20 protein-coding genes are annotated in these 19,436 nt (G+C 48.9%); 13 read left to right on the top strand and 7 right to left on the bottom strand.

Translation table 11 applies throughout. The features are described from left to right. The first annotated feature begins 36 nt into the window (after nt 1-36). Nucleotides 37-999: a hypothetical protein gene (locus KHS78_RS03365; protein ID WP_211825117.1), complete on the top strand. Its 963-nt coding sequence runs from the start codon at nt 37-39 to the stop codon at nt 997-999. A 124-nt stretch (nt 1,000-1,123) separates the two neighbouring features. After that, complete coding sequence (locus KHS78_RS03360; RefSeq protein WP_211825111.1) at nt 1,124-2,470, top strand: APC family permease; 1,347 nt, start codon at nt 1,124-1,126, stop codon at nt 2,468-2,470. Between the two features lie 259 nt (nt 2,471-2,729). On the opposite strand, the gene KHS78_RS03355 is transcribed toward KHS78_RS03360, so the two are convergent. Beyond that, nucleotides 2,730-4,880: an LDL receptor domain-containing protein gene (locus KHS78_RS03355; RefSeq protein ID WP_211825110.1), complete on the bottom strand. Its 2,151-nt coding sequence runs from the start codon at nt 4,878-4,880 to the stop codon at nt 2,730-2,732. 260 nt (nt 4,881-5,140) lie between these two features. Between KHS78_RS03355 and KHS78_RS03350 the strand changes: the two genes are divergently transcribed. Further along, nucleotides 5,141-6,574, top strand: coding sequence for an FAD-binding oxidoreductase (locus KHS78_RS03350; protein ID WP_211825108.1), 1,434 nt, complete (start codon nt 5,141-5,143; stop codon nt 6,572-6,574). Nucleotides 6,575-6,597: 23 nt separating this feature from the next. Here KHS78_RS03350 and KHS78_RS03345 read toward each other — a convergent pair whose 3' ends face one another. Next, nucleotides 6,598-6,960 (bottom strand): nuclear transport factor 2 family protein, encoded by a 363-nt coding sequence (locus KHS78_RS03345; RefSeq protein ID WP_211825107.1) that lies wholly within the window; start codon nt 6,958-6,960, stop codon nt 6,598-6,600. A gap of 189 nt (nt 6,961-7,149) precedes the next feature. Between KHS78_RS03345 and KHS78_RS03340 the strand changes: the two genes are divergently transcribed. The 5 genes from KHS78_RS03340 to KHS78_RS03320 all read left to right on the top strand — a co-directional run bounded on the left by KHS78_RS03340 (nt 7,150) and on the right by KHS78_RS03320 (nt 10,009). After that, nucleotides 7,150-7,782, top strand: coding sequence for a class I SAM-dependent methyltransferase (locus KHS78_RS03340; RefSeq protein ID WP_211825104.1), 633 nt, complete (start codon nt 7,150-7,152; stop codon nt 7,780-7,782). A gap of 264 nt (nt 7,783-8,046) precedes the next feature. Continuing rightward, the gene (locus KHS78_RS03335; protein WP_211825102.1) at nt 8,047-8,526 is read left to right on the top strand and encodes a GNAT family N-acetyltransferase; all 480 of its coding nucleotides are present in this window, start codon (nt 8,047-8,049) and stop codon (nt 8,524-8,526) included. A 57-nt stretch (nt 8,527-8,583) separates the two neighbouring features. After that, nucleotides 8,584-9,024, top strand: coding sequence for a GNAT family N-acetyltransferase (locus tag KHS78_RS03330; protein WP_211825100.1), 441 nt, complete (start codon nt 8,584-8,586; stop codon nt 9,022-9,024). A gap of 169 nt (nt 9,025-9,193) precedes the next feature. After that, nucleotides 9,194-9,418 carry a DUF1272 domain-containing protein gene (locus tag KHS78_RS03325; protein ID WP_211825098.1) on the top strand — a complete coding sequence of 75 codons (225 nt, stop codon included), beginning with the start codon at nt 9,194-9,196 and terminating at the stop codon, nt 9,416-9,418. Between the two features lie 132 nt (nt 9,419-9,550). After that, nucleotides 9,551-10,009: a YaiI/YqxD family protein gene (locus KHS78_RS03320; protein WP_211825096.1), complete on the top strand. Its 459-nt coding sequence runs from the start codon at nt 9,551-9,553 to the stop codon at nt 10,007-10,009. Nucleotides 10,010-10,086: 77 nt separating this feature from the next. Here the strand turns inward: KHS78_RS03320 and KHS78_RS03315 are convergent, their stop codons facing one another. Beyond that, the gene (locus KHS78_RS03315; RefSeq protein WP_211825093.1) at nt 10,087-10,680 is read right to left on the bottom strand and encodes a hypothetical protein; all 594 of its coding nucleotides are present in this window, start codon (nt 10,678-10,680) and stop codon (nt 10,087-10,089) included. Nucleotides 10,681-10,822: 142 nt separating this feature from the next. Between KHS78_RS03315 and KHS78_RS03310 the strand changes: the two genes are divergently transcribed. From KHS78_RS03310 to KHS78_RS03300, 3 genes are all read left to right on the top strand, one after another. Beyond that, complete coding sequence (locus KHS78_RS03310) at nt 10,823-11,113, top strand: ArsR/SmtB family transcription factor (protein ID WP_211825091.1); 291 nt, start codon at nt 10,823-10,825, stop codon at nt 11,111-11,113. Nucleotides 11,114-11,187: 74 nt separating this feature from the next. Then, complete coding sequence (locus KHS78_RS03305; protein WP_246506048.1) at nt 11,188-12,261, top strand: permease; 1,074 nt, start codon at nt 11,188-11,190, stop codon at nt 12,259-12,261. Nucleotides 12,262-12,566: 305 nt separating this feature from the next. After that, nucleotides 12,567-14,147, top strand: coding sequence for a PhoPQ-activated protein PqaA family protein (locus KHS78_RS03300; RefSeq protein WP_211825089.1), 1,581 nt, complete (start codon nt 12,567-12,569; stop codon nt 14,145-14,147). A gap of 82 nt (nt 14,148-14,229) precedes the next feature. Here the strand turns inward: KHS78_RS03300 and KHS78_RS03295 are convergent, their stop codons facing one another. After that, complete coding sequence (locus tag KHS78_RS03295) at nt 14,230-15,069, bottom strand: hypothetical protein (protein ID WP_211825087.1); 840 nt, start codon at nt 15,067-15,069, stop codon at nt 14,230-14,232. 257 nt (nt 15,070-15,326) lie between these two features. Between KHS78_RS03295 and KHS78_RS03290 the strand changes: the two genes are divergently transcribed. After that, the gene (locus KHS78_RS03290) at nt 15,327-15,569 is read left to right on the top strand and encodes a DUF1418 family protein (protein ID WP_211825085.1); all 243 of its coding nucleotides are present in this window, start codon (nt 15,327-15,329) and stop codon (nt 15,567-15,569) included. Between the two features lie 87 nt (nt 15,570-15,656). Continuing rightward, the gene (locus KHS78_RS03285; protein ID WP_211825084.1) at nt 15,657-16,103 is read left to right on the top strand and encodes a GNAT family N-acetyltransferase; all 447 of its coding nucleotides are present in this window, start codon (nt 15,657-15,659) and stop codon (nt 16,101-16,103) included. Here KHS78_RS03285 and KHS78_RS03280 read toward each other — a convergent pair. The 3 genes from KHS78_RS03280 to KHS78_RS03270 form a co-directional block, all read right to left on the bottom strand. After that, nucleotides 16,091-16,794 (bottom strand): IS1 family transposase gene (locus KHS78_RS03280; protein ID WP_211825083.1). Its coding sequence is split into 2 segments (ribosomal slippage): nt 16,091-16,545 and nt 16,545-16,794, totalling 705 coding nucleotides; the frame shifts between segments, so codons are not numbered across the junction. The two genes, KHS78_RS03285 and KHS78_RS03280, sit on opposite strands and share 13 nt — an antisense overlap. Nucleotides 16,795-17,309: 515 nt before the next feature. Then, nucleotides 17,310-17,897: a cob(I)yrinic acid a,c-diamide adenosyltransferase gene (locus tag KHS78_RS03275; protein WP_211825082.1), complete on the bottom strand. Its 588-nt coding sequence runs from the start codon at nt 17,895-17,897 to the stop codon at nt 17,310-17,312. Between the two features lie 47 nt (nt 17,898-17,944). Continuing rightward, complete coding sequence (locus tag KHS78_RS03270; RefSeq protein ID WP_211825081.1) at nt 17,945-19,435, bottom strand: cobyric acid synthase; 1,491 nt, start codon at nt 19,433-19,435, stop codon at nt 17,945-17,947. Nucleotide 19,436: the final 1 nt, after the last annotated feature.

Raw genomic sequence — 19,436 nt, 5'->3', positions numbered from 1 at the left:
CGAAATACCTATGAACAAAGGTCTTCGTAAATAATCGTGATGGCGTTAAGGCTGTTATTTGTTGCTGGTTTCCACATCCTGTTCACCCTGACAGCAGAAGCGGGCTTTGACTTTATCGGTTATGAAGCCAACCCCATTGACCTTTCTACAGCATCACGGAATGTCATCAGTTACCAGTTTTCAGCTGAATTTCGCTCAGCCTGCACCACGGGATGTACGGGCCCTCAAAACTACCGACTGGCATTTTCAGATCACTCCATCGGGAAAGGCTCCGGAAGTGCACCACCTATTTCTGAAGGAAAACTTGGCCAATTGATTAAGGGTAAGGTCAGATTTTCGACAACTGGCGACGGCACATCCAGCCAGTCAAAACGCTTTTCGCCGGGCAATTGGTCAGGTGAAATAAGGCTAAGATACAGCAACTCTGCAACAGCAACCTTCTCCCTGAGGCTACAGAAGAAAGCCTTACAGGCTTTGCTCGACAGCGGCCAAAACGCCCTGCAATTTTACTTGGCGGGGGAAGATGTCGAATCTGCTCACTATTACGACACACTCGCTATCAATATACCGCTTCGTGGTCAGGAATCCGTGCAGATCACCCGGTTGAAGGATATTACGCTCAATGGTGCAAATCTGTCCGGTACCTACCTTGATGCCAGCATCACAGCCTGCGTATACAGCTCAACCGGAAACATCCGGCTGGATATGGATGGCGCCAACGTACCGGGACAACCCTTTCAACTCAGTCGAACCAGCCGCTGCGATTCACCTGGCCATTGCGTCCCTTATATCGTACGAATCAAAACCCCTCACCATCCATCCTGGGTCGAATACCGGCAAAAAGGGGATCAGCAGACGCGCTGGGAGGCGAGCCAGGACGAACATTGCCATCAGGTGGATAACATCACCTTTCAGGTACGCATCACAGGACAGAGTCTTCAGGGTATTGCCGCCGGGCGCTATCAGGACACACTGACGATAACCGTCACCCCGTCCTGAGGTTAGATGCCGCCATAAGCCTACAGACGAATCACAACAATCCTCATCTACAAGCCTGAATGTCGATGTTCAGCAGGATCGAATTCAGGTTTTCATTCTTTCCACATTTCACGGATACCCAAACTTGCACAGTGTAACCTTCCGATCAGCCACCGCTTTGGTTATTACGAACATAATCGGTGCCGGCATCTTCACTACCACCGGATTCCAAGCCGCATCACTGGGTCATCCTGGGCTGATATTTACGCTATGGGTAGTTGGCGGTTTGCTGGCCTGGTCTGGCGCCATGTGTTATGCGGAGCTGGGCGCCATGTTGCCTCGTGCAGGCGCTGAATATGCCTACCTGAGAGAAACCTATGGCCCATCCTTAGGTTTCATGTCCGCCTTTGTTTCCCTGGTTGCCGGATTCTCCGCCCCTATTGCCGCAGCCCTTAAAGCTTTGGTCCGGTATTTGTCGGCATTTTTCCCGGCCCTTGATCAATCTTTAGTAGTCCTTGGATTCATCAGCCTGGAAGATCTGCTTGCAATAAGCATGGTATGGTTACTAATTGCTATCCACACCCGCAGTCTCCGCTTAGGCTTTGCCTTTAATGATCTCATCACCTTCTTTAAGGTGTCAGGTATCATTTTAATTATCCTGTTCGGTTTTGCCCTGGGAGACGGTAACCCGAATAACTTTGTGACCATCTCGCCGGAATTCCAGGAACTAGAGTTCACCAGCCTGATGTCAGCTTTTTCCGTATCCCTTATTTTCGTTATGTTTTGTTTCAGTGGCTGGAATGCAGCGGCTTATATCACCCATGAAATCAAATCACCGCAACAGACCTTACCCCGGGCGCTATTCACGGGGACACTGCTAGTAACCCTGCTCTACCTGGCACTGAATGCTTTGTTTTTTTACGGTGCAGATGTCAACCAGCTAGCAGGCGTCGTCGAGGTGGGCCTGGTGGTCTCCGAACAGTTGTTTGGTAAATGGGGCATCAAATTAACGGTTGTAGTACTCATTATTTCCATCTTTGCTTCAGCGTCTGCCATGACCATTGCCGGACCACGGGTTTATTATGCCCTTGGTCAGGATATGAAAAGCCTTTCATTTCTGGCGAAAACCAGACCTGACAGCTCTGTACCAGTTGGCGCACTGCTTTTGCAAGGTGTGATCACCACAACTATTATTCTATCCGCACGAATAGATCAGATTATCCAGTTTTCCGGCTTTACCCTGGCGTTGTTTTCCAGTTTGGCGGTTTCCTGCGTAATAGTGCTGCGCATACGTCATCCGGAAATGCCCCGCCCCTTCAAATTACCATTGTATCCACTGCCAGCTATTCTATTTTTGCTGATAAATGTCTGGATGATGGTCTGGAATCTGTTCAGTGAGTACTGGCTTGAATCACTGTTGTCACTGACCACTGTTGTAGTTGCCGCGTTGCTCTTTACCAGGCTTGATAGCAAAACTGCCAAGCCGCAATAAGGATTAGTCCGGCAGGACAACTTGATGTAAGCGTTGATTAACACTATGTGGTTGATTTATTTAATAGTAACCCTTACGTTAAGGACTCTAAGCTGGCCAAAATTCGCGAAACACAGGTTTCTCTTAAATGGCATCGAAGCCAACATGGGCACTAACATCGGCAGCGATATCATTTGTCTGGCTGCTACATCCTTGCTATGCCCCCTACCAAGACTTGCGTAATCCAGATTGCCGTCAGACTGCAACCGCAGATGATACATTAAAGCTCAACGTCCACCATTACAGGATTATCACGGCCTTCAACATTTTCTTCAGCACTTAAAGAGCTAAATGGGATTGACTCTTGAGGATTAGGCGTTCTTGTGGATGCGGAGAATGGAAGAGGTAAAGCTTGCCTGCCTTTACCGTATCGCCACAACGCAATACAGCCACATAAACCACCAAATACAACCACACTTACTCCTAAACCTACAAGAACGCCTGGCACCGTAACTATTGCAATCATACTGCCTGACCCGGTAGAGACCTGATTCGCATGTTCGCTAGCATTCGATTGTGAAGAATTGATGGAAGGCGTGGATGGAATACTCGATCCCCCCCTCAGCAAAGCGTCTTGCCCTATACGACAGCACATGTTTGTCAGCTTATCCCAACACTCTTTGTCGGGGATTTGCTCTTGATGTTTACACTTCCGATGCCTGTCGATCCTTGTTCTTTCAGACGTGCAGGTGAAAGGATCCTCGTCACGCTTATTTTTGCAACCACTATAACCGCTATACCCATTACATAGCGCACTTTCCGAGATACATTTTCCATCACCACAAGGAACTTCATTCCAGTCACATTTCAGATAACACATATCAGGAACTTCATCCTGATTGTTTAAACAGTCTTGATCATCATCACATAAATCACTTTGTCTCAGACAATGTCCTCCTGGATAATCACTAGTACTTTCACTTTCGCACCAGGGAACAATATCAACGGGGCTTTTACTCCGACAGAGATACTGACAATTATTACTATGTTTCTTTATTGTCGACACGTTTGCACAAGTGACTGCATGAATGTCATGATGTTTGGCTATTTTTAAAATCGACAACTCCTCCTGATGTCCACAACACGTTTTGATTAAATGTTTCGCTTCATAACGTCCTTCATCAACACCACTTTTGATGGTTTCATTGAATGTACTGGCACAGGCATCAAACCACTCATCTGAGCCATTATCACAATCTTTCTTGTCGTCGCATATCTGCTCTTTTTTAAGACACTTGGAATCATCATTGCACCGTATGTCACCGGCCAGACAGGCGCATGGTGGCCGTGATTCATCAGAACCGTCACGACAATCAAAGTCACCATCACACATCAAGTGTTTAGGGATACATTCTGTAGCATCACCACACAGGTAGCGATCACTCCCCTCACAATGATCCAGACACGCACCAGACAATTCATCCTCACCTTCAGAACAGTCGATTCGTTTATCACACACTTGGGCGCGACTGATGTGAGTTCCATTTTTGCACGGAAAATGAGTGGGCACTTCAGGGAAAGTTGATGAGGTTGCATTGTCAGAAGCAGGAGATGAATCTGTGGTATTACCCGTTTCCGTAGCTCCAGCCCCCACAAATGCAGTGGCTAAAAAACCACCCGCCAGCATGGTCGATGCGCCGCTGGACTGACGATTATTACCAAGATCTGCTTGGGGTTTAGAATCAGACTGACGACAAGACTTACCATTCACCAAACTCCAGACAAAATCATGAGCGTCTCTATCGTTCTCTTTCGCCCAGTCCCAAATAACATTCAATGCATCTTTTACCTGTAAATGTCCGAAACCTTTTTTTTCCAGCATGGATATCATTTTTTTCATTTGTTCCAGTCGCCGAAAAACATCTTTCTTGCTATCCGCTTTGGATCCTAATGACATAAACCATTCAAAATACCCCATCTCTACCCGCTTATGCTCGCTAAACAAGTAGTCGCTGATTGTTTCAGCTTCTTGATAACCGCTCTCGTATTCTCTTTTCACTGCATCCAATAATTCTGTTACCGGGACGTCATAAGACATCAACGCTTTAACCAAAGGGTCAGTACTGAATTGACCATATGTCAGATGACTTCCTGGTTTTGATGCCCTTTCCGCTTGTGTTGTTTCTACCTTTGAAAATCTTGCTGTGTTTAATCCATTCACATCAGGATGACCTGATTTGCGAGCAGCGCCTTTTATTAAAGCCGAGTGATTAACGCTTAAACCAGTCGTCTGACTTTGCCCTGCATTGCCAGATAGGCGCTTCACTTCCCACCTTGAAGCAAGTTCCTCCTTAGCACAAAGACTACTCACATCATGAGAAGACGTGTGCATATTAGCAGGTGGCAATGAAGACAATTTTACGCCTGACATAATGAAATTCCCCATTAATATTGTAACTAAACATCAACGAACAATCGTGCTAGATTTCATTTAGAAAAACATTAACGAGCCAGTTAATCTACGTGACCGTTTTATTCATTCTTTACTATTACTTTGGTAAAAAACAAATAGCTTAAATAGCCACACTCCAGCCAAGGACAAACGCATTTATAAAAACGTATTTTAATAACAACAATAACGGCTAATCCTTGACTATTATTGCTTCCTTATTTCAGAAGGATTGTCATCCTATGCCTGCTCTACACATAATGAGCCATACCGGGCAAGCCATTTCGCTACCCCATGATCTATTACAAAAACTGGCATCTCATTTGAGAGGAACTCTATTACATCAGGAAAGCGAAGAGTATGAGCATGCACGGCAAGTATGGAATGGCCTGATCAATAAACACCCGGCATTGATTGTCTGTTGCCATGACCCTGAAGATGTCATGACAGCGGTCAACTTTGCCAGAACTCATAACCTATTGCTGGCTGTACGTGGCGGTGGCCACAGTGTTGCCGGGCACTCCACCTGTGATGGCGGGATGGTCATTGACCTCTCCCGAATGAACCATGTCTCTGTTGATCAAGCTTCGCATGTCGTTCATGTAGAGGGTGGCGCCACACTGGCCGACATGGACAAGGCAACTCAGGCTGTCAGTCTGGTTGTTCCCGCTGGCGCTGTCTCGGATACTGGCATCGCCGGACTGACGCTGGGCGGCGGCATTGGCTGGTTGAGAAACCTGTGGGGGCTGACCTGTGACAATTTGCTCTCTGCAGACGTGGTTACCGCAGACGGCCAATGTATAACGGCAAGTCATACCGAGCATCCCGACCTGTTCTGGGCACTGCGTGGAGCAGGCGGCAATTTTGGTGTTGTGACGCGCTTTACCTTTCGCGCTTATCCACTTAAGCCGGATGTCTGGTTCACCGCCGTCTACCACGATGGGCGACATATGAAAGAGGTGCTGCAATTCTACCGGGAGTATTCCGCCACCGCACCCGATGAAATCAGTACGGCGGCAGTCTGTGGACAGTTTCCTCCAGGATCAAAAGACTTTCCCCCCGAATTGCACGGCCACCCTTATGTGATGATTGTCGGTATGTATGCCGGTTCAGTCGAACAGGGACAAAAGGTCATGCAGCCACTGCGTGATTTCCGTAAGCCACTGATTGATTTCAGCAAGGCCACGACGTACCTGGAGGCTCAACAGTTCTTCGACGATGCCTATCCGGCAGGTGAACTGTGCTACTACTGGAAATCACTGTTCCTGGCGGAACTGAGCGATGACGCTATCGATACCATTGTCGAGTACGCCGCCCGACAACCGTCATCACTCAGCGGTATTGAAATTCTCTACAGCGGCGGTGCCGTGACGCGACTGGATGACGATGCCTGCGCCTTTGCCGGCCGCAAGGCCCGCTTCCTGATATTTGTCGAATCCAACTGGAAAGAAGCCGGGGATAACGACGCGAATATCGCCTGGCCCTGTGATCTGATCAGCGCGCTGCAGAGAGGCACGGAGGGCAGCTTTTATCTGAATTTTTCCAGCACCCATGAAGAACAGGAGTCCACCATGCGTCACAACTATGGCAGGAAATACCAGAAACTGATGGCCATAAAAAAACGGTATGACCCGACCAATCTCTTTCGACTTAACCAGAACATCAGGCCAGATTAGCCATTGTCATTCAGACCACTTTCTTATTCCGGCCTGTAAACTTCTACACGACTGATCAGGCTCTTATCTGAAAATATAACGACTTCCCTTCCCGCCACTTCGACAAATTCACCGGTTTCGCTATCTGTTGCATGCCGTATGAAATCAAAAATAATCGTTCCTTCCTCCGTGTATTGGTATGCCTCTACCTGCCAGTAGATATCCTGGTAACGGTTGAAGAATGCCTCCATCATTGAAGCAATGGCTGCTTTGCCTTCAAAAGAACCGACATAGGCGGAATAGTAAGTGGCATCTTCCGCAAAGAGCGAAAGAACAAGCTCCAACTGATGGGCATTGGATAACGCAACATAAGCGCGTGCCATTTCGATCAATTCAGTTTCTGTCATGACCCATTCCTCTTTGGCAAAAGGGATCAAACGTCACTCTGTCTATAGATTGCTATACAGCCTGATACAGGCTGCACAATTGGCAAGTTCTGTCGCACCATAACGATCAAAGCGCCCCACTCATACCGCCCTTTGTACTATCTTTTGGCTTCTCATCCATAGAATACCTATCGATCAAAGGAAACTTCTGTGAAGCAAGAGACCCGCCCCGCATCACTTTCACCTGCCCAAGCTTATCAGACGATTCTTGTGCCAGCTTTATTTACGGAGTGGGCGCCACGTGTTGCGGACGCTGCCGGTATCCAGGCAGGGCAACGTGTCCTTGATGTGGCCTGCAGCACCGGTGTTCTCACCCGGGAAATCCACCACCGAGCAGGTCCGACAGGACACGTTACCGGCATGGACCTGAACCCGGATATGCTCGCAGTAGCCTCGACCCTGATCCATGCGATTGAATGGAAAAAAGGCGATGCTGAAGACCTTCCCTTTCCAGACGACCACTTCGATGCAGCCGTGTGCCATTTCGCCCTGATGTTTTTTAATGACAAGGTAAAAGCCCTGTCAGAAATGCTCAGGGTCATAAAACCTGGCGGAAAGATAGCCGTCATCGTGTGGGATGCGCTGAACAACGTACCGGCCTATGCCAAGGTCACTGAACTCTTAAAAGCCGACATTGGAGAGGATGCCGCTGATGCGTTACGCAAACCGTTCTGCCTGGGGGGTTATGACCAACTGGTGCCACTATTTGAGCAGGCTGCCCCGACAATCTGGCCATTAGCCAACAGATCGGGCATGCCTGCTTTCCTGATATCGACACCTTGATTGATGCGGAACTGGAAGGCTGGATGCCCATGAACGGCATAGTGATATCTACCTCACAGGCGCAGCAAATAAGACAGGTCGCGAAGACGCTACTCCATGAGTATATCGATGAGAATGGACAAGTGAGGTTTGCTATGCCCGCTCTGATTGTGACCGGAAACAATACTTTAAATCACTGATACGAATACACTGTCTAATTACCTAATCTCTCCCCCGGCGTGTATCGTTGCGGACTGATACCACCGGATCCAGTTGTGATATCCGATGAACATCATTGCCTACCAGGACAACTACAAAACCGGTGTCGTAAAGTTAATGCAACAATTGCAGGACACCGAACGCAAACTTAGCCGCGACCGCCCACCCGGCACCAATATCGCATCAGATCATACGGATTACCTGTTAGCACTCTGCAGGAATAAGCAGGGAACCCTGCTGATCGCCCTGGAGGATAGCGTCGTTGCCGGTTTTATTGTGGTGGTCACCGAGCAGGAGGATGAAGGGGATCAGCACCTTTATCCGGATTACCGCCAATATGGTCTTGTCACAGACCTGGTTGTGGACGAAGAGTACCGGGGCCACGGCATTGCCCGGATGCTGATGAAAGCGGCCGAACAGCACTGCCTCTCCTGTGGACTGAAGCAGCTTCACGTCACAGCACTTTACGGCAATGCGCCCGCCCGGGGGTTTTATGACTCCTACGGATTCAGTGAATACGAAATCATTTACCGGAAAAGTCTGTAACGATTAGCACTCTTTTCGTCTGACGCTTCACCGTGCGTCAGGCGACACAGGTTTATTATGCAGTTGACGTATACATCTGGAACCATTGAAGAGGCACTGGCCGTTTACGCTGGTACACCAGAGTTTGATCGGGTCATGACCCAAGAGGCTTTTCTGGCGAAACTCTCTGGTAAGCGACACCTTATCCTGGTCGCGAAAGACGGCGAACAGTGCGTCGGCTTTAAAGTGGGTTACGAAAACTCACGGTATGAATTTTACAGCTGGCTGGGCAGTGTTCTGCCTGCCCACCGCGGGCAGGGCGTTGCTGCCAGATTACGAGACATGCAGGAAAAATGGGCGCAGGCGCAGGGATACTCCTCCATACGGGTCAAATCCTGTAATCGCTTTCCAGCTATGTTGCATCTATTGATCCACAGTGGTTACCAGATCGTCGGCTATGAAGACCTCGGTGATATCACGCAGAACAAAATTCATTTTATCAAAGCGATCACGACCTGAAGAACCTGCCAGGGACTATCCCCACGCTTCAGCCATGATCAGACCTTAGTCGCAGAACCCAGCAGCCCCAGGGGCTTGATCCTTGTCAAATTCACCATTTACAGGAACTATCACACCAAACAAAGACTCTAATAACCGATGGATACATGATTAAGGAAAGGAGAATCCTATGCTCAAAATGAAATCCGCCTGTGAGAAATGTGGAGCATCACTTTCACCGGATGGAACCGCTTATATCTGTTCCTTTGAATGCACCTACTGTGCAACCTGCACCCAGGCAATGGACGCCACTTGCCCCAACTGTGACGGGGAACTCCTGCGCCGACCATCCCGGGTCAGGAAGGCACTTGAGGTCGCCGCTACACAGATTAAACAGAAACTGTTTGGTAAATAAACGGGATCAAAAGCCCCAGAATGTCATTAATGATAAACTGCGCCTTTCAGCCTCCGGTTACGCCGGCAGCACGATAAGACAGGCAGCCGAAAATGATGTCCTGTCATCCCTTTTCCAACCACGTGGTATGCCATGAAAATATGGGTAGACGCTGACGCCTGTCCCGTCGTGATCAAGGAAATCCTGTTTCGCGCCGCTGAGCGCACCCGGGTGGAGGTAACCCTGGTCGCCAACCAGCCGATACGGGTGCCACCATCACGCTATATCCGCTCCATGCAGGTCTCGAGCGGCTTTGATGTCGCCGACAATGAGATCGTCAGGCGCCTCAACGCCGGTGACCTGGTCATCACCGGCGATATCCCATTGGCCGCAGAGGTCATGGAAAAAGGCGGCTTTGCCCTCAACCCCAGGGGAGAGCTCTACACCGCCGCCACCATCAGGGCGCGTCTGAACATGCGGGATTTCATGGATACCCTGCGTGCCAGCGGCATCCAGACCGGTGGACCGGCCGCGCTCAGTCAGAGTGACAGGAAAGCCTTTGCCGATAACCTGGACAAGCTGCTGACAAAACATGACAAACAAACGCATTAAGAACACTTGTGAAAGTCACTCACGTTCGCCGTTTGTTTACCGCCTAAGTGCGTAGCTGGCTCATACTTTCAGCCAGCTCAAAGGGTAATTTTTTCCAGGACGACAAAAGGCATTGTAATTCTTTGGGTTTTCTGCTGAATAATACGACTGCGAACCGTATGTTGCATGATGTAAAGGTCGGCTTCTTTTCCCATGAAACTAGAGATGAGTGAATAAATCCCTCCCATATCACCCGCAACAGTTTTAGCCATGAAGCCATGAATCAGAAATATGGGTAAAACCTGTTCCAGTATAAGCCCCTTAGGTATAAAGATCTTGCTCAAATCAGAAGTAATCATCCGAATGTTAAAGGCCATTCTTTCGACAGAATGCTGATTCGCATACAAAACAGCGGGCAAGTTTTCCAACACAATCAAACTAAATTTATGCTTATCCAGTAGCTTCAAAACAGGAGCAATATCCGACGAACTGATGTCATAGACAATGTCTGGCTGACAGACAGGATTATTGTCCATCGTTGTGCAGTTTTCATGTGCATGAAAAGCCAGGGGATACCAGCCATTTATCCCCATTTCTTTTAGGCTATTAAAACCGTAGCCCTGCAATACACTATGCCCACACCCCACAACCAGGCTTTTTTGAAAACACTGCTTTCCGCCTGTAACCGACATATACATCACCGAAAGAGAAAATCTGAAAGTAAACCTTTCACCAGTGGAAAAGCGAAGGCTCGTCAGGAATTGTAGCTAAATATATATTTCTATATTTCTAGAAATTTGACTTAAAAAATAGTCCGGCATACACTCCCGCACCATGAACGATGAACTCGCAGCTAAACGTCTGGCCGAGCTGGGGAATGTGACCCGCCTGGCCATTTTCCGGTTACTGGTCCAGGCGGGCCATGGCGGCTTGCCGGTCGGTGATATTCAGAAAACCCTGGCGGTTCCAGGCTCAACGTTGTCGCACCATATCAGCCGACTGGTGTCTGCCGACCTGGTGAGACAACGTCGCGACGGCAGGGTACTGCACTGCACGGCCCGGCTGGATGAATTGCAGGAACTGGTGGAGTTTCTTCTGGCAGAGTGCTGCAGCATTAGCCACTGAGTTCACGGATGGCAGGTTTCTCTGCCTGTTTTTTTGCTTACTTATTTCGATATTTTTAGAAATATGGTGATTTTATGAGTGATAACCTGATAGCCATGCTGAGAGAGACATTTCATATGTTCCTCTTCCTGGCCACTGAACTGACCCTGCTGTTCCTGGTGATCAGCTTTATTGTCGGTGTGATCAACGAGTTGCTCCCGGCGAACAAAATTCAGAAGATTCTCAGCTCCCGAAATGGCCGCGGTTATTTTACTGGCGCCATCCTGGGTAGTGTGACGCCGTTCTGCAGCTGCTCGACCATTCCGATGCTGACAGGGCTTTTGAAAGCCAGGGCCGGGTTTGGCCCAACCATGACCTTCCTGTTCACGTCGCCGCTGCTGAACCCGGTGATTATCGGCCTATTCCTGGTGACGTTTGGCGTGAAAGTCACGGTGATCTACGCCGTGGTGGCACTGACAGTCGCCGTCATTGCCAGCGTCATTCTTGAAAAGCTGAAGTTTGACCGCTTCATTCGCAGCGATGTCTTACAGGCTGGCAGCAGTACTGGTTGTGGCAGTAAAAGTACAAGCTGCAGCAATACAGCTGACAGTAGCACCTGCTGTGACGGCAACAACACAACAGCCTCGCAAAACTGTAACAGCGCACCGACAACTAACAGCTGCTGCGATAGCACACCAACATCACAGTGCTGTGACAACAAACCGGCTGCCTCCAGCTGCTGCACAACCACACCACCTGAAAGCCGCTGGATGCGCGTATGGCGTGACACCTGGGCGCAGTTCCGCAAGGTATTGCCCTGGCTGATGGTAGGTGTGGTGATCGGCTCCTTCACCTACGGCTTCGTTCCGAACGAACTGATCACCCGTTTTGCCGGTCCCGATAATCCCCTGGCAGTCCCAGTCGCGGCATTCATTGGTATACCACTGTATATCCGTGCTGAAACCATGATTCCCCTGGCCGCAACACTCGCCGCCAAAGGCATGAGCCTTGGTGCGCTGATGGCGCTGATCATCGGCAGTGCCGGCGCCAGTATTACAGAGGTGTTCCTGTTGAAATCCCTGTTCCGGGGACCAATGGTCGCCGCCTTTCTGCTGGTAATTTTTTCCATGGCGATTATTGGCGGGTACAGCTTCAGTTTGCTCCCATGAATAGCGTCTTACAGGCTGAATCTATGAAATTCAGCTCAATTTAGCCTGTATTAAGTACCCAGACTTTAGTTTTCTCAGCGTACCAGCCCACCTTCAGTGGGCTGGTGGCGATAAAATAGGGGATTACTTTTGTACAGATATTTCCTCTTCAACAAAGAATCCCGGTATAGCAACCTGGAACCAATCGACAGACACTTTTTGAACAAATAGCCAGCACCTTTTAGGTACACCACTATAATTACTTTCCGCGAGTATTCACTCTTAAACACTTTTTCAAAAAGCGTAAATAAAAGGTTCCCATAATCATGGCTTTTATTAGTTCATTCTTGCATTTCCTTTGGAGATATAAACAGCAGGAAACGTACTTTTTAAACAAAAGGCATCATCGACTATATCTATTGAGCACCATTCCGCTGTTTCTTTTTTTTGCACTTTTGTCAAACTCGACGGTAGCAAATGACAGCAAACTGGATCACTACATTTCAGAACACCTATCGGAGGCCACTGAACTGCAATGCAGGGAACCGATGTTACTCCCATCTTCCATTATTCATGCCTGTACCTTCACCTCCCAGATTTGGCCTGCTGGTGAAGAAACAATTGAAGGTCCAGCCTGGGTTCACAACATCACCATTGCCATACCCAGAAAATTAAATGACATACCCGATACAGCACTTTATTTCAGTGATGGAGGTGATAATGACCGCCCCGGCGACTACTTGAAGCAATTCATCATGCTGGCTCGCCTGAAAAACAACAGTACCTCTTCAGCAGAACGTACATTCAATCCTATTGCCATTATGGATCTGCTGATTCAACATACTAATACGGTTCTCGTTTACCAACAGCAAGTACCGAATCAACCTTACACATTTCTCGATACTCCAGAGACTGAACTAACCGAAGACAAGCTTATAGCGGAAAGCTTGGTACGAGCGGTCAGTACCAAAACAGCTGATGCAGATTCAAACTTGCTGTTTCCCATGGCGCATGCCAATATTGCCGGACTTTACCGCTCGATTGAATTCATCAATACGAAAATCAGCAAAACTCCGATAAAGCATTTTATCGTCGGTGGCGCATCAAAACGAGCGTGGGCCATGTGGCTGGCAACCGCTTTTGACCAAGGGCCTGATGAAAATGCAAGACAACTGATCTCAGGCATTGTTCCCGTTGCCATGATCCAGAATTTCCCGGAAACGCTCAAAGCGACAAAAAACAGTTACTGTCATTTCCCCAAGCCACTTTCCCCTTTCACCGAACGCCATATATTTCAAGATCTCCTATCTCCCTATGACGACCGCTATAATGAGCTATTTACTGAAATCGATCCATACACTTACCTGAAAAACAAACGCTTTGATAATATCAATGCGCTAGTCATCCAACCCAGCAGTGATGACTATTTTATTCCAGATGCACCCCATTACTATTATCCAGAGCTGAAAGGTAATAAGCGGATGATGGTAATCCCTAATATGGGTCATGGAGGATCTATGCCTGCCATGAACTACCTCTATGGTGCTTTGAGCAATATTACCGCCCTTGTTCATGGTCAGCCGCTACCGCTTTTTCTGGAGGAGTATGACTGGCACAACAACATACTAAGCGTGCATACCGAGGACAAGCCGGAACATGTCTATGTTTGGAGTGCCAATAATACCGGAGCACGGGACTTCCGGTTAGATTCGGCAGAATTCACCCGCAAGGAAATTCAACCCATTATAGAGATGGGTGAATCTCGAACTTATCAATGGCAGGCAGATGAGGCAAAAGGATGGACAGCCTTTTTCATGGAAATGCACTACCGCGCACCGGGAGCCAAATCGTTTGTACTTAGCACTCAAGTTTACATTACACCTGACCGGTACCCTGTTTGCCGGTAGTGCAGGATTATGTGGAATTAAACAAAACCCCGCCTTTTAGACAGGGTTTTGTTTACTGTACACTGCGACTACACGAAACACGCTAGGCTTCGGTATCAAGAGAAAGCTCTGAGATACTCGCCGGATGATTTTCACCGTTGCCTGATTGCAATGGAGAACCCTCGGATGAGCTCAAATTAATGAGCATCATTTCCCCCGGAGCAACCTCTGCCCAAACAGAAGGATTACAGGCAAAATACGGTGTACTGAATGAAATACCAGGCTTGTTGGCAGTGATTTTATATACATGCCCAGGCTCAATATTCATGATAACAACACCGCCCTCAGTACCGGCTTCATCCATCCCGGGAATAGGTTGAGGTTTACCCGCCAGTGTCCCGAAATAAAAGACTGCGCCATGTGGCTTACGACGCTCAGCCCAGTCACTGCTTACCAGCGACACTTTGGCTCCCTTTTCCAGTTGATGGATATCACTCTGCGCTAAATTCCGTTTGTTTACCGTAGCAATCAGTTGGCAATAACCTGGCTTCATTTTTTCAGAAGTATGACGTTCAATAGCATACTGTGCACTATCCCATAACCAGTCGGGAATTGCTGACCAGGCAATACTGTTTTCCTCCCCACTAAACCCTTCAGGGGGCACAACAAAAACACCAGACTGAGACGTCGCATACCCTTCTTTTTTGAATAATAACGAAATCGCCTGATCAACCGGATACTGAAAATGATAAAGACCATCAATGAAAGGTAAATCATACATTGGCGTCTTCGAAATCACATCGTAAAACTCAACATCTTCAATGGGCTCCGCTTTTCCCAGTGGCTGGGCAAATACGGAAACGGATGCTATCTCCGTTGCCATAACCGAAGAAACAGAAAACGCCAAAGCAACAGCAAACGAATTCATCAAGTGATGATGCATGCGATAGTTACCTGATCATTGAATGAAACATCCTCTCCCGGTGTAGAAAACTCATCAGAAGAGACCATGAAAAAAGCAGTTTAGTTGATAAAAAAATGCAAGATTGCAGTAACCAGTCCGCCGGTCAGGTGCGGGTATCCTTATGTCTGAATAAGCATGAATTAAGTGCCTGTCAAACCCCACAGTGGTATCGAATCACCGATACTTATAGTATCAAGATAAGATACCGTATCAGGCAAACACCTAAGGAGAGGAGCATGGAAGGAAAGAAGCAACCGGTTACCATACCAGCACACTTGCTAATACTTGATGTCCTAGGAATGGTCTTGATTGGTTTAGGCGCAGCGGAGCTATCAGGCACGCTTGATTTTTTTGCCGGTCTGATCCCTTTTGAACACTATCATTGGGTCATGATCTTCATCGGCATCCTGCTAACTGCACCATTCATATTTTATCTAGTAAAGTCGGCTCAGGGCGTTCAAAACACACCCAGCGAATAGCGCTCATCCAGATATAGAAGCTAGCGGCTATCATTTACAACCTGATATCATTGTCTTTCCCCTGCTGCTAGCGTTCACCTTTGTCCTATGCCATTTCTATTTAGCCAACTTTCTCAGGAACAGTTCCCGCTGGTTAACCGTTTTTATAAAGCCAATGGCCACAAAGGCAAAGCTCGTGGTAGCGAAGCCCTCTATGTCATTCGCGAGGCACAAGATATTATTGCCGCCGTGCGCCTATGTCCCAAGCGCGATGGCTGGTTGCTCCGTAGCCTGTGGGTGGCCAAATCACGACGGGGAAAGGGAATTGGCACAATGCTCCTGCGCAACGTATTGGCAACACCTGAGCACCATCCCTGCTGGTGTTACCCCTACGACCATCTGAAAGCTTTCTATCAAGCTGCAGGCTTCCAGCAACAGCCTGCAGACGAAGCCCCTGAGCAAATCCGAGGACCTTTTGAAGCTTACCAGGCCAAGGGCAACCATCTTCTATTAATGACTTTCCAGAAGCACTGGGTAATGCCTCAAACACGTTGATAGTGGGTGCGAGAGATAAACTCACTAATGACTTTATCGTGAAGCTCCTCTGAGCGGGAAAAGCAAATCGTTTTGCGAGCCAGTCTTTTTAAACGTGTACGTAACGTCAAATTGTTTCTCTCAATTCTTTGCGTGAACAACTTACCAATAACATGATGATTCTCCGGCAGGTGTGAGGTGTAAGGACTCCAGTTATCAGTACAGTAAAAACTGAAACTATAGGGTTCAAGGAGTCTGAGCAGTGATTGGAGTGTAGACTCAGCCCTTCGCCCAAATGCATGGGTTATGACCCGTTTGAAGCCTGGCTCCCAAGCATAGAACAGCCACCGCTGATTCCGCTTGTTCCCTACAAAAGACCACTGCTCATCCATATCACAGAGTAGCTCTACCCTGGCCTTCTCGAAGGGATGGCTTGTTACTTGTTGGGGAGAGAGTTTTTTAAATGGCGGGATACGGTGTTTGGACTGGTATTGAGTACTCGCCCCGTGTCTCTTACCCCTGCACCATTCATTGCCATGTCGATAATCCGCTCATGGGTTCCTGACTGATTCGCGTTGTAGATGAACTCGGTCTGAAAGCTGTGCTTGCAGTCACGACAGAGGTAACGTTGCAGACCTGAGGGCGCTTTACCGTTTCTCACAACAGCTTTGGTACCATCACAATGGGCACAAACAACATCAATCTTTGCCATAGAACCTACAGATAAAACGACAGTAATATACCGGTTCTATCTGTGTTCTGTATTCGCAATCAACGCATTGGCGGCATTACCGAAGCACTGGGCATTACAATAAATACACGCCTTATTATGAAGACGATTTATTAATCATTTAAATGGATAAATATTTTCGACTTCCATTAATAAAAATACTAATGGGAGAATTAGAACCAACACTAAAAAACAAAGAACCGTAACCGAAACAATTACCCAGAGCCAAGTTTTCTTCAGCGTACCAGCCCATATTCTTTGGGCTGTAGACAACAATATATGGGATTACTTTTATACAAGAAATTACGTCAGGTCATTTATACAAATGAGATCATAGCATAACGTACTTAGGAAGGTGCGAATAAGTCCACCCTCACATTCGGTAATCCTTGGTATTACTGGTACTGTTTTGGGAAAAAGGGACTTATTCGCAGTTTCCCTTATAAACAATAACGTCACCGGGAATAAATAAATGCTTCCCGGTGACGTAAAAAGTCTTATTCCACCTTTGTTTTTTCAGACTGCTGCCAGAGTACTTCACCGCCAGACTGGCGGGCAGTCACTCGACCTAGCACAAACATCAGGTCAGACAGACGGTTGAGGAACTGCATCAGGGGCGCATTGATTTCCTCACCCGCCTCTTTCGCAGCAATCACTCGGCGCTCAGCACGACGGGACACAGTGCGCACCATATGGCAGTGACAGGCCAACCGTGACCCACCGGGCAGGATAAAATTCTTCAGCGGCGGCAAGCCTTCGTTGAACTCGTCCAGTACCTCTTCCAGATACGTCACAAACTCCTGACGAACCAGCTGATAGCCCGGCATGGCCAGCTCACCACCGACATCAAACAGGCGGTGCTGAATGAACTCCAGCGGCTTCTGCAGCTTATGGCGCAGGATCTGGCAGTCTTTCAGCTCACAGATCAGCATCCCCATCCAGGCGTTCAACTCATCGACAGAGCCGATGGCTTCGATTCGCGCGTGGGTCTTAGGAACACGAGTACCGCCGCCGAGGCTAGTTGAGCCCTTGTCACCAGTACGAGTATAAATTTTTGTCAGTCGGTTGCGTTCGTTCTCAGACATCTCAAAGCCTCGGTTCCGTCGCGCTGCCTTTGCAGCCACCGGTTCGGTTATTCTGTGACCAGTGCCAGAATCTGGTCCATATCAAGATAGGTTTCGATGGCATCTGCCAGACGATCCAGGTTGTCTTCCCGCACCTGGTCGAAATTAAACGTAGCCGCCTCGTTCTCCGCCAGCCCCGACCAGCGCAGGATGGCATGGCAGGCATCGGCGTGTTCAAACACACCGTGGAGGTAGGTGCCGAACACCTGGCCGTCCGCAGACAGCACACCGTCTTTGTGGCTGCCCAGATCAATCACCGGATAATCCAGGTCATCGCCCTGCGTCACGCCGGCGTGGATCTCGTACCCGGTCACGGTGACCGGCTCCTGGCCAGGAAGACTCAGTGTACCGGACACCCTACGCAGCTGTTTCTCACGATCCAGCGTGGTATCAATATCCAGCAGGCCGAAGCCCTCACTGATGCCGGGCTTACCTTCAATCCCCTCAGGGTCATGCACAAACCGGCCCAGCATCTGGTAACCGCCGCAGATACCCATCAATTTACCGCCCAGGCGCAGGTGGCGAAGGATATCCTCTTCCCAGCCGTTGTCCTGCAGGAACTCGAGGTCGGCGCGGGTACTCTTGGTACCGGGGATAATGATCAGGTCACAGGGGGGAATACGCTGCCCTTTGCACACCCAAGTGAAGTCAACATTCGGGTGAAGCTGCAGCGGGTCAAAATCGGTATGGTTGCTGGTACGGGTCAGAACGGGTACGGCAATTTTCAGTTTCTGGCCTTCACTCTTGTCAGCGTTGGATACCGTAATGGCATCTTCCGCATCCAAATGCAGGCCGTGGAGGTAAGGCAGCACGCCCAGCACTGGCTTTCCGGTCTTTTCTTCCAGCCAGCGCAGGCCAGGTTCCAGCAGGCTGACATCACCCCGGAACCGGTTGATCACAAACCCTTTCACCCGTTCCTGTTCTGAAGGAGAAAGGAGCGCCAGCGTGCCGTAAAGATGGGCGAATACCCCACCACGATCGATATCTGAAACAATAATCACCGGGCAGTCGGCCGCTTCGGCAAAGCCCATATTGGCGACATCGTTCTCGCGCAGGTTGATCTCGGCCGGGCTGCCGGCACCTTCCACCAGCACATGCTTATATTGATCTTCCAAACGACGCCAGGACGCCAGAATACGTTCCAACACCTTGGGTTTGTACTCGTGATAAGCCCGGGCATCCATCTCTGCCAGCACTTTGCCGTTGACGATCACCTGGGCGCCGGTATCGGTATTGGGCTTGAGCAGCACCGGATTCATATCGCTATGGGGTTCCAGGCCACAGGCAAACGCCTGCAGCGCCTGGGCACGACCAATCTCGCCACCGTCTACCGTCACGGCGCTGTTGAGCGCCATGTTCTGCGGCTTGAACGGGGCGACGGACATACCGCGCTGTTTGAATACACGACATAATCCGGCCACCAGTACACTCTTGCCAGCATCACTGGTGGTTCCCTGCACCATCAGGGTGCCGGGGCGGCGGGTGACAGTGTCAGTCATC

The organism is Kistimonas asteriae (genome assembly GCF_018263925.1).
In the GTDB taxonomy this organism is placed as follows: Bacteria; Pseudomonadota; Gammaproteobacteria; order Pseudomonadales; family Endozoicomonadaceae; genus Kistimonas; species Kistimonas asteriae.
Note: the sequence above shows the minus strand (reverse complement) of the source record. Positions and strands in the feature narration are given on the sequence as shown.